The sequence below is a fragment of the Luteimonas sp. R10 genome (assembly GCF_045689605.1).
Classification (GTDB): Bacteria; Pseudomonadota; Gammaproteobacteria; order Xanthomonadales; family Xanthomonadaceae; genus Luteimonas.
Genome location: NZ_CP141262.1, coordinates 262,087 through 276,684 on the forward strand (window position 1 = coordinate 262,087; position 14,598 = coordinate 276,684).

Genomic DNA, 14,598 nt, shown 5'->3' on the forward strand with positions numbered 1-14,598 from the left:
GGGATGCGAAGGCACCCGCGCCGCAACTCAAACAGTGACGGGAGAGACACCATGACATACCGCAGATCCGTTCTTTCGGCCGCGATCGTGACCTGCCTGGCGTTCAATGCACAGGCGCAGGATCCTGCCGACAGCCGCGAAGACGCCACCGAATTCGAGACGATTACCGTAACCGGTATCCGCGCCAGCCTGGAGCGCTCGCTCGACACCAAGCGCAACAACGACACCGTATCGGAGGCGATCACCGCCGAGGACATCGGCAAGTTTCCCAACACCAATGTCGCCGAAGCGATGTCGCAGATCCCCGGCGTCTCGCTCGACCGGCGCTTCGGCCAGGGCGAGCGGGTGAGCATCGATGGTACCGATCCCAGCCTCAACCTGACTTTCCTCGACGGCCACCCGGTCGCGCAGGCGATCTGGCTGTACGGCGAACAGCCGAACCGCGGCTTCGACTACACCCTGCTGGCACCACAGATCCTGGGCCGCCTGGAGGTGATCAAGTCCTCCGAGGCGCGGCTGCCCGAGGGGAGCCTCGGCGGTACGGTGCTGATGCACACCCGCCAGCCGCTGGACATGGAGGCCAACGCGGTCGCCGGATCGGTGGGCTACAGCTACAACGACCAGGCCGGCAGCGGCGCTCCGAACGCCGCGCTGCTGTACAGCTGGAAGAATCCGGTCGAGACCTTCGGCATCGCCGTCTCGGCGCAGCATTACGAAGAGAAAGTCGACCGGCAGGGGCTCGAGATCTTCGGCTATGCGCCGGCTTCGACCTTCGCCAACGCCGCTTCGCCGGACCTGGACCCGGATGCGATGGTGCCGAACTCGATCAACGCGGCCTGGTTCCAGCAGGAGCGCGAACGCGACAGCGCCGTGGTCAACCTGCAGCTCAAGCCCAGCGACGCGCTGGAGTTCAATCTGCAGGGCCTGTACATCCGCGAGAACTTCGACAACTACAACCAGTCGCTGTACAGCTTCCTGACCTGGAATCAGGGCACCGAAGCAGCGGTGGACGAACTGAACCAGGGACCGGACGGCGTGGTCACCGGCGGCCATTCCAATGCCCATGCCGATCCCGAAGGCGGGACCGTCATCTACGACAACAATGTCCGCGAGTCCGAGGTCACCACCAAGGGGCTGGACCTGCGTGGATCCTGGCAGGGCGACGTCTGGGGCGTGAAGGGCCAGATCGGCCGCAGCGAATCCGACAACAGCAATCTCGCCCAGTACTTCATCGAGCCGGTCTACAACGGCGGCTTCAGCTGGGACATCGACAAGGGCATCCAGTTCGACGATCCGGACGCGGCCCGCGATCCGGCCAACTGGGGATCCAATGGCTGGCTCGGCAACAACGGCATCTTCTCCACCGACAGCGAGGACAGCTACGGCCAAGTCGACTTCAGCGTCCGCCTCGACGGTGTCTTCAACCTGCTGCAGTTCGGCGCGCGCCGGGCACGGCACGAGGAGAACTTCGCGCTGAACGTCTACGGCGGCGTCAATACCGGCTTCCTCGACGAGGTCGGCACGATCGGGCTCACCGACATCCGTGGCTTCCATCCCGATCACGGCCACCACCTCCAGGTCGGCCGCGACAACGTCATCGACTGGATCCGCAACAGCCCTGTCGATTACGACAGCCCGGATCCTGCCAGCTACCTCAACAACACCTGGGCGCTGGAACAGACCAACACCGCCGGCTATGTGCAGGCCAACTTCTCCACCGGCGCCGTACGCGGCAACGTCGGCCTGCGCTACGTGGAGTCGGAGATCGAGGGCAGCGGCTTCGTCTACAGCGGCACGCCGACGCTCGACGACCTGGACAGCAAGTGGCAGACCCGGACCGGCAAGGAGGACTTCCTGCTGCCGTCGGTCAACCTGGTATTCGATCCCGGCAACGACTGGGTGTTCCGCTTCGCCGCCGCCAAGGTGATCGCCTGGGCGCCGTACAACCAGCTGGTCAACAACACCTTCCTCAACGACACCACGCTCACCGGCGCAGGCGGCAACGCCGAGCTCTCGCCGTACGAGTCGACCAACTTCAACCTGTCGGCGGAATGGTATTTCGCCGAGCAGGCGGTGATCGCGGCCTCGGTGTTCTACAAGGACATCGACAACTACGTCGACACCAGCGCCACCATCGAGCGCCAGTACAACTCGATCCGCGACAACGATCCCGCCGCCTGGGAAGGCCTAGTCGGCAGCAACGGTTGTACCGACGATGGCTATTGCGACTACAGCATCTCGCGACCGCGCAACGCCGGCGGAGGCGAGGTCCGTGGGCTCAACCTCAACTACCAGCAGCCGTTCGGCGACAGCGGTTTCGGACTCACATCCAGCTACACCTACGCCGACGGCGAGAACAACACCGGCAATCCGCTGCCCTATCAGTCCCGGCACAGTGTCGCCTTCAGCCCGTATTACGAGATGGGCCCGATCAGCGCGCGCCTGACCTACAACTGGCGCGACCACTACCTCGCCGGCGGCTACGTGGCGGGTGCCGCGCCGGCCAGCGTCGACGATTACGCGGAACTCGGCGCCAGCCTCGGATGGAACTTCAACGACAACTGGTCGCTCACGGTCGATGCGCAGAACCTGCTGGACGAGGAATACTTCCAGTATCTGGGCGACAAGAGCCTGCCGGTCGGCAAGTACCACACCGGCCGCCGCTACATGGCCACGGTCCACTTTAAGTTCTGACCCGTTGGCATGATGTGGTGAACAGCAGGCCCGGGCGAACCGGGCCTGCGCCTTTCCGGAGAAGCGGATGAAACCCTCGCATCACCATGCCCGTCGGCTGCCGCTGGCTGCAGCCCTCGTCCTGCTCGCGATACTGGCTCCGGCCGCTGCCGGGTCAGAGCCGACGCCGATCCCGATCCCCGCCGAGCTGCAGTCCGGCCAGGGCCGCTACGAACTGCAAAAAAATCCGGCCGTCGTCGCCCGAGGCGCGCCAGCGGCACGGGTCGCCCGTTACTTTGCCGACCTGGTCCAGCGCACCCATGGGTTGACCTTGCAAGCCACCGCTTCCGAGCATGGTGCCGGCGTGACGTACACGCTCGACCCGACCGCCGCCTCAGGCGATGGGGGCTACGTCCTGGACGTCGACGACGACGGCGCGCGGATCCTGGCCCGCGACGAACGCGGCCTGTTCTACGGCGCCATCACGCTGTGGCAGCTCCTCGATGCCGACGGCCGGCTTCCGGCCGTGCATATCGAGGACGCGCCGCGCTTCGGCTGGCGCGGGCTGATGCTGGACTCGGCGCGGCACATGCAGTCGGTCGACGAGATCAAGCATCTGCTCGACGCGATGGCCCTGCACAAGCTCAACGTCTTCCACTGGCACCTGACCGACGACCAGGGCTGGCGCATCGAGATCAAGCGCTATCCGCGCCTGACGGAGGTCGGCGGCTGCCGCATCCCGGCCGGCGACGCCGGTATCGATCCCGGCACCGGCCGGACGCGCGCCTACTGCGGCCACTACACCCAGGCGCAGATCCGCGAGATCGTCGCCTACGCGGCCGAGCGCCACATCACCGTGATGCCGGAGATCGACATGCCCGGCCACGCCCAGGCCGCGGTGGCGGCCTATCCGGAACTTGGCGCGGTGGCGGGCGAGACCGCGGTGTCCAACGAGTGGGGCATCCACACCTACCTGTTCAACGCCGAGGAGGGCACGTTCGGGTTTCTCGAGAACGTACTGGCGGAGGTGCTGGAACTGTTCCCGTCCACATACATTCACGTCGGCGGCGACGAGGCGGTCAAGGACCAATGGCAGGCGTCAGCGCGGGTGCAGGCGCGCATGCGTGCGCTCGGCGTGGCCGACGAGACGCAGCTGCAGGCGCACTTCATCGCCCGCATCGAACGCTTCCTGTCCAGCCACGGCCGCAAGCTGATCGGCTGGGACGAGATCCTCGAGGGCCGTCTGCCCGCCGACGCGACGGTGATGTCGTGGCGCGGCATCGAAGGCGGCATCGAGGCCGCGCGCGGGGGGCACGACGTGGTGATGTCGCCCTCGTCCCACCTCTACCTGGACTACCTGCAGACCGATTCGCCGAACGAGCCGCCGGGGCGTCCCGCAACCATCCCGCTGCGGCAGGTCTACGCCTTCGAGCCCGTCCCCGAGGCGCTCGACGCCACGCAGGCACGCCACGTGCTCGGCGTGCAGGCCAACGTCTGGACCGAGCACATGCGCGACTATGGCCGCGTGCAGCATGCGGTGTTTCCGCGGATCGCGGCCCTGGCCGAGATCGGCTGGTCGCCCGCGGACAGGCGCGACTACGACGGCTTCCTGGCCCGGCTGCCGGCCCAGCTGCGGCGCTACCGCGCGCTCGGCATCGCCTACGCGCAGACGCCGTTCGAGGTGCGCATGGCCGTCGAAGCCGCGGACCGCGGTGCAGGCACCGCCACGGTGGCGCTGTCGAACGCGCTCGGCTACGACGACATCCGCTACACCATCGACGGCGGCGATCCGACCGCTGAATCGCCGTCCTACGAAGCGCCGCTGGCCCTGGCGCTGCCCGCCGAAGTGCGCGCGCGGGTGTTCGTCGACGGGGAGGCGCTGGCCGATGCCAGCGCGCGGCGCTTCGATGCCGCCTCGCTGCTGCGCCGCAGCGACGAGGCGCTGAAGATGTGCACCGGCGCGCTGATGCTGCGGCTGGAGGACGACGGCCCCGCCGACGGCGATCGCGCGCTGTTCAACGTCGACATCTTCAACCCCTGCTGGCAGTGGGACGGCGCCGACCTGGACGGCATCGCCTCGGTGCAGGTCCGCGCCGGCCGCATCCCCTACTACTTCCAGCTGCATCGCGACGAAGCCAACCGCAGGTTCCGCACGCCGAAGTCCGCGCACGGCGAACTCGAGATCCACGCCGGCTGCGACGGCGAACTCCTGGCCAGCGTGCCGCTGCCCGAACGCCCCGACGCCGATGGCTTCGTCGTCCTGGACGCGGCGCTGCCGGCGCAGACGGGGACGCAGGACCTGTGCATCACCTTCACCGGCGATACGCGGCCGACGATGTGGGTGCTGGACGAGGTGCGATTGGTCCCCCGGTAGGTCCACCGTGGACACGGTCCGGCTCGCGGCCGGACCGTGCCGCGCGGCGGTCCATTGCGGACATCGGCTGGATAGCGCCTTGTGGGAGCGATGGAAGTCGCGACCTGTCGTGGAGGAAGTCGCGACTTCCGTCGCTCCCACAAACAATGATCGGCCGCCATTGCGGCTGTAGGAGCGCCTCATAGGCGCGAAGCCCGCGTGGTCTGGTTCACCGCGCGTCCAGCGGCGCCGACAGCGCGCGCATCGCGGGCCTACGCGTCGCGGGCCCGGCCTCGTTCGAGACGGAGCAAGGCGTCCCGCCACGGCGTCAGCCGCACCGCCAATCCCGCGGCCACGCCCAGCGTGTTCGCCAGCGCATCGGCGCGCTCCATCTGCCTGGTCTCGGTCAGCGCGCCCTGGGCGTATTCCAGTCCCACCCCCATCAACACCAGCCCGATCCCGGCGCCGAGCAGCGACGGCCAGCGCGCATACAACTGCACGGCGCCGGCGGCGAGCACGAAGTAGGCGATGAAGTGCCCGAACTTGTCGCCGCCGTCGACCGGCGGCATCGGCGGCGGCGGCGCCAGTGACAGCACCACCACCGCCGACACCGCGGCGCACCACAGGCCGGCCCACAACCCTGGCCGCCGGAACGGCTTGAGCGATCTTCCAAGGCGCCGCTTCACAGCCGGTGGCCCAGGTCGCCGGCGAGGAAGGCGTGGTCGAACGCCACCCCGCGCGCGAAGCCCATCGCCTGGAAACGCTCGCCCATGGCGTCGGGCAGGGTCAGCGTCTTGACCTGCTGGCGCAGCGCGTAGCGGCCGGCCTCATCGCCGGCGCGCACCTCGTGCTCGGCCAGCCGTTCCGGCAGGCCGTTGCCGAGCAGGAAGTTCGCCTGGGTGCAGTAGCCGGCGAAGTCGAATCCGGCGCCGGTGCCGGCCTCGGCCAGCGCGGTGAAGTCGACCGAGGCGGTGAGGTCCTGAAGCCCCGGGCGCGCGAGCACGTCTTCGACCAGCTGGTGGCGGTGGAACGCGCGCAGCGTGCCGTCCCTGCGTTGCGGCCGGTAGTACTCGCGGCGCGGATAGCCGTAGTCGATGAACAGCAGCGCGCCGCGGTCGAGACCGCCGATCACCGCCTGCAGCCAGTACGGCAGCTGCGGCAGCAATTCGGAGCGGTAGCCGTCGGCGAACGGTGCGTCGAGCTGGCGCTCGACATGGCGCACCGCGGCGGTGAGCAACGGATCGGCCGGCCGGTCGATGCGGACGAAGCCGCCGTCGCCGCCGAGCGCGACGTGCTCCTCGAACACCTCGTCGTCGCGCAGGGCGAAGCGCGGCGTCGGCAGCGCATCGATCACCTCGTTGGCGAACAGCACCCCGTCCCAGCGCGCCTGCGGCGGTCCGTCCAGCCACGCGACCCGCGCGAACGCCGCCGGTGCCAGGCACTGCTGCAGGTGCGCGCGCTGGCGCTCGCGCAGATCGGCACTGGGTTCGAGGATGGCGTAGCGGGCGGGCATGGCATCGATCGCCAGCAATCGTCCGATCGCGTCCTCGGCGAAACGGCCGCTACCGCCGCCGATCTCGACGAACTCCGCGGCGGCGCCGAGCTGCCGCAGCACCGGCGCCGCCGCCCCGGCCACGCACTCTGCGAACAGCGATCCGAGCTCGGGCGCGGTGACGAAATCGCCGGCGGCGCCGAACTTGGTCGCGCCGGCGCTGTAGTAGCCCAGGCCGGGCGCATAGAGCGCCAGCTCCATGAAGCGCGAGAACGGGATCGCGCCGCCGCCCTCGGCGATCTGCTCGCGGATCAGCGCCCGCAGGCGTTCGCTGTGCGCGAGTGCATCGGCGTCCGGGGCGGAAATGGGCATGCGGGCTCCTGAATTTCAGTTGCCAGTTTACGGAAAGCGGGTGGAATGCCGCGAGGTGGTGGGGGGCCGGGCGGACCAAGCGCTTATCGGGAAACGGACAGCCTCCGCTCCCCCTTTGAAAAAGGGGGCTGGGGATTTGCGCGCGACCGACCAACGCCAAGCCAAAAGCAAATCCCCCTCAATCCCCCTTTTTCAAAGGGGGAAGCACAATCGAGCGCTAGTCGCTGTGATACCGGCATGGCTTGCGCTTGGACCCGACGACCGACGAGATGCGCCAGACATCTGTCGAGTACCGATGCCTGCCACGCAAAGACGCTTCGCACGAATGACGCTATCGTGTCTGCCGCACCATAGACACGGAGCCGCCATGGCAGACCGCCCCGTCGCCCTCGTCACCGGCGCCGCGCGCCGCCTCGGCGCGGCCATCGCGCGCCGGCTGCACGCCGACGGCTACGATCTCGCGCTGCACTATCGCAGTTCGCAGGCCGAGCTCGAGGCGCTGGCCGCCGAACTCGAGTCCGCGCGCCCGGGCAGCACCCTGGCGCTGCAGGCCGAGCTGGCCGAATTCGACCGCCTGCCGGAGATGATCGCCGCCGCGGTCGGCCGCTTCGGCCGCCTGGACGCGCTGGTCAACAACGCCTCGGCCTATTTCGCCACGCCGCTCGGCGAGGCGACGCCCGCACAGTGGGACGCGCTGTTCGCCAGCAACGCGCGCGCGCCGTTCTTCCTCGCCCAGGCGGCGGCGCCGCACCTGAGGGCGGCGCGAGGTGCGATCGTCAACATGACCGACATCTATGCCGAACGGCCGCTTCCGGGGCACGCGCTGTACTGCATGGCCAAGGCCGCCCTGGCGATGGCGACCCGGGCGCTGGCGCTCGAACTGGCGCCGGACGTGCGGGTGAACGCGGTCGCCCCCGGCGCGATCCTGTGGGGCGACGGCGAGACCGACGAGGCCCGCAAGCGGCGGATGCTGGCGCGCACGCCGCTGGCGCGCACCGGCACGCCGGCGGAGATCGCCGGTACCGTGGCCTGGCTGTTGCGCGACGCCGGCTACGTCACCGGCCAGGTGATCGCTGTCGACGGCGGGCGCCTGGTCTCCGGCTGACCGCGCCGGGCCCGTCTCTCCGATGCAGCGAAGCCAGGCCGCCGCCGCCGGCGGCGCGAACGATGCACCGGTGAGACCGGTCAATAGATGCCCCGGTGAAACCGTAGAGCGGAGCTTGCTCCGCTGCTCCCGGCTCCGGAGCCCGCGCAGCCGAGCAAGCTCGGCTCTACGGAGGCGCGCCGCCGCGGCCGGCCCGTGGCGTCTCGTAGAGCGGAGCTCGCTCCGCTGCTCTCGGCTCCGGAGCCCACGCAGCCGAGCAAGCTCGGCTCTACGGAGGCGCGCCGCGCGGCCGGCCCGTGGCACCTCGTAGAGCGGAGCTTGCTCCGCTGCTCTCGGCTCCGGAGCCCGCGCAGCCGAGCAAGCTCGGCTCTACGAGGACCGGTTCCGGCCTGCGTCGCGGGGCGCCGCGTTGCGCGACGGCGGTCAACGCTTGTCGAACGCGTGCTCGAGCTGCAGGCCGCGGAACGCCTCGGGCGCGTCGTGCGAGACCGCGTAGCGGTACAGCACCGCCGAGTACACGCCGCTCAGCGCCGCCTGGAACACCGCCAGCAGCAGTACCGCGACCAGGAACAGCCCGCCCACCAGGATCGCCAGGCCCAGCCAGGCCTGCAGGGCCAGCACCGTCAGCGCGATCCCGAGCAGCACGGTGCCGAACGTGATCAGCCCGAACGCCGCGCCGATGCCGATGTTTCCGATCGCGTTCTCGCCCCAGGTCCGCTTGAGCAGCGTCGTGCTCTGCTTGAGCGCGTCGATCGGCCCGACCTCGCGGCTGACCAGCACCGGCACCACCAGGAAGGTCGCCAGGGTCCAGGCAGCGCCCAGGCCGCTGCCGATCAGGCGCACGATGAAGTTGTTGTCGCGGTTCTTCAACGACTGCAGCAGCACGCCGACGGTGGCGGCGATCGCGGCGTAGCCGAGGATCGCCGGCAGCCGCCGCTTGGCGGCGTCGAAGCCGTCGGACAGCGTGGGATCGCCGCCGTCCAGGCGGATCATCGCCGCCGCCACCAGCGCGCTGTTGCAGAAGATCATCACGCTGTACTGGCAGAAATAGAACAGGAAGCCGAACACCAGCGAACCGGCGCCGAAGCCGTCGGCGAACACGCCCAATAGCGACATCGGGATCAGGAACGTCGCCAGCACCACCAGCGTGGCGGCGCCGGAGATGACCGGGAACAGCATCAGCTCCTTGTCGGAGCGCAGCACCGACGCGCTGGCCTTCACCAGCGCCCAGCTGCGGGGAAACTTCTCGAACATGCCTGCCTCCCCCTGTGACGTTCATTCATCCTGCCGCCCCGCGACTTCCGCGACAAGCGCCTGAAGTCATGACGGGCTTCCGGCCCGAATGTGACCCCAGGTCCGCCGATCGGTCCCGCAGAACCTCGATTTCCTGAAGCCGCGCACCCGGCCGGGATCGACCGGCCCGCACATCGGCGCGTCGCGACTTCCGTCGCTCCCACATTGTTCGGGCTGCTTTGTGGGAGCGACGGAAGTCGCGACACCACCGACCTGCCCCAGCTCAGCGATCCCTGTTTCCCCGCCTGCCCCTCGCGGGCGCCCTGCCGGACTCAGGCCATCCCCGCGAGGGCGACCGGCGCCATCGGCGTGTCGCGCTCGGGCGATTCGGCCCACAGCTCGGCGAGCGTCCGGCCGCTCGCCGGCTCGACGACTTCCGGCGCGATCTCGGCCAGCGGCCGCAGCACGAAGGCGTGGCGCAGTTCCGGCCGCGGCAACCGCAGAGGGTCCGGACCCTCCAGCACCAGGTCGTCGTAGAGCACCAGGTCGAGGTCCAGGGTGCGGTCGCCGAACCGCGGGCCGCTGCGATCGCGGCCATGCGCGTCCTCCAGCGCGTGCAGCCAGGCATCGAGCGCGTAGGCGTCCAGGTCGCTGTCGATCACCGCCGCGGCGTTGAGGAAGTCGGCGCCGTCGAAGCCGACCGCGCGGGTGCGATAGACCCGGGACACCACCGCGCCGGGAAACCTCGCCCGCAACGCGCCGATCGCCGCCGCCAGGTGCCGTTCCGGCTCGAGGTTGCCACCCAGGCTCAGGCAGGCGCGCCCCATCTCAGGTGGCGTCCGGTTGCCCGTCCTGCGCCTGCAGCCGCGCCAGCGCCGCGGTCACGTCGGCGCCGCCCGGCGCCTGGAACAGCCGCAGCCCGAACTCGGGCAGCACCGCCAGCAGATGGTCGAAGATGTCCGACTGGATGCCCTCGTACACGGTCCATGCGGTGGTCGCGGTGAAGCAGTACACCTGCAGCGGAACGCCGGTGGCCCCGGGCTCGAGCTGGCGCACCATCAGGGTCATGTCCTGGCGGATCTGCGGATGCGCGCGCAGGTAGGCCTCCACGTAGGCGCGGAAGGTGCCGAGGTTGGTCACCCGGCGGGTGTTGACCGGGTCCTTGCCGGCGGCCTCCAGCTGCGCGTTCCATTCCTCCAGTTCGCGGCGCTTGGCGTCGAGATAGCCGTCGATCAGGGCGATCCGGCGCAGGGCGTCGCGCTCGGCGGGCTCCAGGAACCGCACCGACGACTGATCGATCAGCAGCGCGCGCTTGATCCGGCGCCCACCCGACTCCTCCATGCCGCGCCAGTTCTTGAACGACTCGCTGATCAGCCGGTAGGTGGGGATGGTGGTGATGGTCTTGTCCCAGTTCTGCACCTTCACCGTGTTGAGCGCGATGTCGATCACGTCGCCGTCGGCGTCCAGCGCCGGCATCTCGATCCAGTCGCCCACGCGCAGCATGTCGTTGCCCGACAGCTGCACGCTGGCCACCAGCGAGAGGATGGTGTCCTTGAACACCAGCAGCAGCACCGCGGTCATCGCGCCCAGGCCGGACAACAGGATCAGCGGCGAACGGTCGATCAGCGCGGCGATCGCCAGCACCGCGGCGATCAGGAACACCACCAGCTTGGCGACCTGCAGGTAGCCCTTGATCGGGCGCGTCCTCGCGCGGTCGGCGTCGCGCGCGTACAGGTCGCCGAGCGCGTTGAACAAGTTGCCCAGCGCCAGCGCCACCGTCAGCACCATGTAGGCATGGGCGACGTTGCGCACCACGAGCACCGTCGCCTCCGGCAGGCCGGGCACGAAGGCGATGCCGGACGAGATCACCAGCGCCGGGACCACGTGCGCCAGCCGCGACAGCACGCCGCTCGCCAGCAGCGCATCGTCCCAGTGCATCGGCGAGGCCTGCACCAGCTTGCGCACGATGCGCAGCAGGACCCGCCGGGTGATCCAGCTGGCGAGCGCGGCGCCGAGGATCAGGGCCAGCAGGGCGAGCAGGGTGTCGGCGTAGGGGACGCCCGCCAGGGCGGGTATGGCATCGGTCAGACGTTGCATGCGGACAGGTTAGCAGGGCGCAGCGACGCACCGCACCGTCAGTCGGCGCGGCTGCGCTCGATGACCACGCCGACCGCGCGCGCGCCGCGCACCGCGCCGGGCTTGCTCAGCTTCAACCGCAGCCAGTCGACGCCGAACTCGTCGAGCACGATCTGCGCGCAGCGTTCGGCCAACGTCTCCACCAGCCCGAACTCGGACTGCGACACGTACTCGACCAGGCGCTTGCTGACCGCCTTGTAGTTCAGCGTGTCGGCGATGTCGTCGCTGGCCGCCGGAACGCGGTTGTCGAACCCCATCTCCAGGTCGAGCAGCAGCGGCTGGCGGATGCGCCGCTCCCAGTCGTAGATGCCGATGACGGTCTCGATCTCGAGCGCTTCTATGAAGACTGTGTCCATAAGGGCCGGGATTGGGGATTCGGGATTAGGGAGTCGTGAGAGCAAGAGCTTAGCGCGCCGGCTTTGAATGCTCTTGCGAATCCCGAATCTCCAATCCCGAATCCCGCGCTGGCGCCAACGGCGCCAGCGTCGCCATGTCCCAGCGCGGCACCGCCCGCACCGCCGCGTCGTCGTGCTGGCCGGCGGCCAGGCGCAGGGCGCCGGCGAAGGCGATCATGGCGCCGTTGTCGGTGCACAGCTCGGGACGCGGGAAGCAGACGCGGCCGCCGCGGGCGGCCGCCATCGCCTGCAGGCGCGTGCGCAGGCGGCGGTTGGCGCCGACGCCGCCGGCGACCACCAGCACCTCGCTGCCGGCCGCGTCCAGCGCGCGTTCGCACTTGATCGCCAGGGTCTCGACCACCGCGTCCTCGAAGCCGCGCGCGATGTCGGCCCGTGTTTGCCCGCCCTGGTCGCTGTCGCGCCAGGCCAGCAGCACCTGGGTCTTGAGCCCGCTGAAGCTGAAGTCCAGCCCGGGCCGGTTGGTCATCGGCCGCGGGAAGCGGTAGACGCCGGGCGCGCCCTGCTCGGCCAGCGCCGCCAGCTGCGGGCCGCCCGGATACGGCAGCCCCATCAGCTTGGCGGTCTTGTCGAAGGCCTCGCCGGCGGCGTCGTCCAGGGTCTCGCCGAGCAGCCGGTAGCTGCCGATCGCGTCGACCGCCACCAGCTGGGTATGGCCGCCGGACACCAGCAGCGCCACGAACGGCGGCTCCGGCCGGCCGTGAACCGGGTCTGGATCCTCGATCAGCGGCGCCAGCAGGTGGCCTTCCATGTGGTGCACGCCGAGCGCGGGCACGTCCAGCGCCCAGGCCAGCGACCGCGCCACCCCGGCGCCGACCAGCAGCGCACCGACCAGGCCGGGGCCGGCGGTATAGGCGACGCCGTCGAGATCGGCGACCGCCAGCCCGGCCTCGGCCAGGGTCTGGCGGATCAGCGGCAGCAGCTTGCGGACGTGGTCGCGGCTGGCCAGCTCCGGCACCACCCCGCCGTACTCGGCGTGCAGGGCGACCTGGCTGTAGACCGCCTGCGCGCGCAGCCCGGCCGCGCCCGCCAGCGCCGTGTCGTAGACGGCGACGCCGGTCTCGTCGCAGGAGGTTTCGATGCCGAGGACGCGCATGGGGCGGGAATTGGGGATCCGATAGCGAGTTTTCACCCGCGCCCGCCCGCCATGGCTTGCGGGCGCGGGGCCACGACGGCTATCATACGCGGCTCGCCGTGCCCTGCCCGGCGGAGCTACCGTCCCGGAGATTCCATGCCCAGCGTCAAAGTCCGCGAAAACGAGCCGTTCGAGTTTGCCCTCCGCCGCTTCAAGCGCACCTGCGAGAAGGCCGGCGTGCTGGCCGAAACGCGCAAGCGCGAGTACTACGAGAAGCCGACCCAGGAGCGCAAGCGCAAGGCCGCGGCCGCCGTCAAGCGCCAGGCCCGCCGCGCCTCGCGCGACGTCACCAAGCGTCAGCGCCTGTACTGAGTCCCGGTCCGCGCCTCAGGCGCGGAGCCGACCGTACTCCAGCGAGAAGCCGGCACGCGCGAGCGTCGCCGGCTTTTTGTGTTGGAAGCCGGGATTCGTGATTCGTGATTGGTGATTCGCAAGAGCGGAACGCCGCGTGCGTTAACCTGCGTCCGAACCTGTATCCGCGCCCGCTTTTGCCTTCTCGAATCACCAATCACGAATCCCCAATCACCAATCTCGGCTCCCACCCATGACCCTGAAGCAGCAACTGACCGACGACATGAAGGCCGCGATGAAGTCCGGCGACAAGGCTTCGCTCGGCGTGATCCGGCTGATCAACGCCGCGATCAAGCAGAAGGAGGTCGACGAGCGCGTCGAGCTCGACGACGCCGCGGTGATCGCGGTGATGGACAAGATGGTCAAGCAGCGCCGCGATTCGGTGTCGCAGTACGAGGCCGCGGACCGCGAGGACCTGGCCGCGGTGGAGCGCGCCGAGATCGCGGTGATCGAGCGCTACCTGCCGGCGAAACTGGACGAGGCCGCGATCCTGGCGGCGATCGAGGCCGCCATCGACGAGACCGGCGCCGCCGGCCCGGCCGACATGGGCCGGCTGATGGGGGTGCTGAAGCCGAAGCTGGCCGGGCAGGCCGACATGGGCGAGGTCTCGCGCCTGGCGAAGCAGAAGCTCGCCGGCTGAGCGCGCGGCGATGCCCATGTCCGCGCCGTCCGGTATCGTGCTGCGCGCAGCCACGCGCGCCGACGTGCCGCAGATCCTCGCCTTCATCCGTGAGTTGGGCGAGTACGAGCGCCTGGGGCACGAGGTGGTCGCCGACGAGGCGACCCTGGCCGAGAGCCTGTTCGGCGCGCGCCCCGGGGCCGAGGTGGTGATCGCCGAGGTCGAGGGCGCGCCCGCCGGCTTCGCGCTGTTCTTTCACAACTTCTCCACGTTCCTCGGCCGTCCCGGGCTGTACCTGGAGGACCTCTACGTCCGCCCCGGCTTCCGCGGCCTCGGCCTCGGCCGGCGGCTGATGACACACCTGGCGAAGCTCGCGCTCGAGCGCGGCTGCGGCCGCTTCGAGTGGTCGGTGCTGGACTGGAACGCGCCCGCGATCCGCTTCTACCGCGCACTCGGCGCGGTGGGCATGGACGGCTGGACCGTGCAGCGCGTCGACGGCGAAGCGCTGCGCCGGCTCGCGAAGGACGGTTCCACCATCCCGTAGCGCCGCGCCGGCTCCACGCCGGGCCGCGGCGACCGCAACCCCATGTGGGAGCGACGGAAGTCGCGACTCCGCGGGCGGCCTGTCGCGACTTCCGTCGCTCCCACATGGGCATCGGGCAAGCCGCCGGCACGCCGATCGCGCGCCGCGACAGCCGGCCTTCCCGCGACCGCGC

13 protein-coding genes are annotated in these 14,598 nt (G+C 69.9%); 6 read left to right on the forward strand and 7 right to left on the reverse strand.

The genetic code is table 11. From position 1 onward, the window contains the following. Positions 1–51 precede the first annotated feature (51 nt). Positions 52–2,694: a TonB-dependent receptor gene (locus U3649_RS01085; RefSeq protein WP_407353058.1), complete on the forward strand. Its 2,643-nt coding sequence runs from the start codon at positions 52–54 to the stop codon at positions 2,692–2,694. A gap of 67 nt (positions 2,695–2,761) precedes the next feature. After that, a complete protein-coding gene (locus tag U3649_RS01090; protein ID WP_407353059.1) occupies positions 2,762–5,047 on the forward strand; it encodes a family 20 glycosylhydrolase in 2,286 nt (761 codons plus the stop codon). A 251-nt stretch (positions 5,048–5,298) separates the two neighbouring features. Here the strand turns inward: U3649_RS01090 and U3649_RS01095 are convergent, their stop codons facing one another. Further along, positions 5,299–5,712, reverse strand: a complete 414-nt coding sequence (locus U3649_RS01095; RefSeq protein WP_407353060.1) for a VanZ family protein — start codon at positions 5,710–5,712, stop codon at positions 5,299–5,301. After that, on the reverse strand, positions 5,709–6,890 hold the full coding sequence (locus U3649_RS01100) for a class I SAM-dependent methyltransferase (RefSeq protein WP_407353061.1): 1,182 nt from the start codon (positions 6,888–6,890) through the stop codon (positions 5,709–5,711). Before U3649_RS01100 ends, U3649_RS01095 begins: the two co-directional genes overlap by 4 nt. A 367-nt stretch (positions 6,891–7,257) precedes the next feature. On the opposite strand from U3649_RS01100, the gene U3649_RS01105 reads away from it, so the two are divergent. Continuing rightward, entirely contained in the window at positions 7,258–7,995 is a 738-nt protein-coding gene (locus U3649_RS01105; protein WP_407353062.1) for a pteridine reductase, read from the forward strand. 423 nt (positions 7,996–8,418) lie between these two features. On the opposite strand, the gene U3649_RS01110 is transcribed toward U3649_RS01105, so the two are convergent. The 5 genes from U3649_RS01110 to tsaD form a co-directional block, all read right to left on the reverse strand. Beyond that, positions 8,419–9,249, reverse strand: a complete 831-nt coding sequence (locus U3649_RS01110; RefSeq protein WP_407353063.1) for a DUF6159 family protein — start codon at positions 9,247–9,249, stop codon at positions 8,419–8,421. 311 nt (positions 9,250–9,560) lie between these two features. Further along, positions 9,561–10,055 (reverse strand): 2-amino-4-hydroxy-6-hydroxymethyldihydropteridine diphosphokinase, encoded by a 495-nt coding sequence (gene folK / locus U3649_RS01115; RefSeq protein WP_407353064.1) that lies wholly within the window; start codon positions 10,053–10,055, stop codon positions 9,561–9,563. Between the two features lies 1 nt (position 10,056). Continuing rightward, positions 10,057–11,325 carry a mechanosensitive ion channel family protein gene (locus tag U3649_RS01120; RefSeq protein ID WP_407353065.1) on the reverse strand — a complete coding sequence of 423 codons (1,269 nt, stop codon included), beginning with the start codon at positions 11,323–11,325 and terminating at the stop codon, positions 10,057–10,059. Between the two features lie 38 nt (positions 11,326–11,363). Further along, entirely contained in the window at positions 11,364–11,720 is a 357-nt protein-coding gene (folB, locus tag U3649_RS01125) for a dihydroneopterin aldolase (RefSeq protein WP_407353066.1), read from the reverse strand. A 49-nt stretch (positions 11,721–11,769) separates the two neighbouring features. Beyond that, a complete protein-coding gene (tsaD, locus tag U3649_RS01130) occupies positions 11,770–12,873 on the reverse strand; it encodes a tRNA (adenosine(37)-N6)-threonylcarbamoyltransferase complex transferase subunit TsaD (protein ID WP_407353067.1) in 1,104 nt (367 codons plus the stop codon). A gap of 135 nt (positions 12,874–13,008) precedes the next feature. Here tsaD and rpsU point away from each other — a divergent pair, with 135 nt between their 5' ends. The 3 genes from rpsU (at position 13,009) to U3649_RS01145 (ending at position 14,426) form a co-directional block, all read left to right on the forward strand. Beyond that, positions 13,009–13,224: a 30S ribosomal protein S21 gene (gene rpsU, locus U3649_RS01135; RefSeq protein WP_111267721.1), complete on the forward strand. Its 216-nt coding sequence runs from the start codon at positions 13,009–13,011 to the stop codon at positions 13,222–13,224. Positions 13,225–13,456: 232 nt separating this feature from the next. After that, on the forward strand, positions 13,457–13,903 hold the full coding sequence (locus U3649_RS01140; RefSeq protein ID WP_407353068.1) for a GatB/YqeY domain-containing protein: 447 nt from the start codon (positions 13,457–13,459) through the stop codon (positions 13,901–13,903). Between the two features lie 16 nt (positions 13,904–13,919). Then, on the forward strand, positions 13,920–14,426 hold the full coding sequence (locus tag U3649_RS01145) for a GNAT family N-acetyltransferase (RefSeq protein ID WP_407353069.1): 507 nt from the start codon (positions 13,920–13,922) through the stop codon (positions 14,424–14,426). The last annotated feature ends 172 nt before the right edge of the window (positions 14,427–14,598 follow it).